We start from the raw sequence: 297 nt of genomic DNA, 5'->3' as shown, positions 1-297 counted from the left end.
GCCTGACGGCCCTATGCCACAAACACGTGAGCACATCCTACTTTCTCGTCAGGTTGGCGTACCTTACATCGTTGTATTCATGAACAAATGTGACATGGTTGACGACGAAGAGCTACTTGAACTAGTAGAAATGGAAGTTCGTGAACTTCTTTCTGAGTACGACTTCCCAGGTGATGACTTACCACTAATTCAAGGTTCTGCACTTAAAGCACTTGAAGGCGAAAAGCAGTGGGAAGACAAGATCGTTGAGCTTGCAGAAGCACTAGATTCTTACATTCCAGAGCCAGAGCGTGACAT

The 297-nt window shown here is 45.8% G+C and carries 1 protein-coding gene; it reads left to right on the top strand.

Going from position 1 to position 297, the window contains the following annotated elements; translation table 11 throughout:
* A partial coding sequence (locus CWC17_RS18835) for a GTP-binding protein (RefSeq protein ID WP_249935951.1) occupies positions 1 to 297 on the top strand: 297 nt, incomplete at both ends.

Origin of the sequence: Pseudoalteromonas sp. S3785 (assembly GCF_005887365.1) — a bacterium.
Classification (GTDB): Bacteria; Pseudomonadota; Gammaproteobacteria; order Enterobacterales; family Alteromonadaceae; genus Pseudoalteromonas.
The sequence above is the reverse complement of the archived record's forward strand: the minus strand, read 5'-3'. Positions and strand labels throughout refer to the sequence as shown.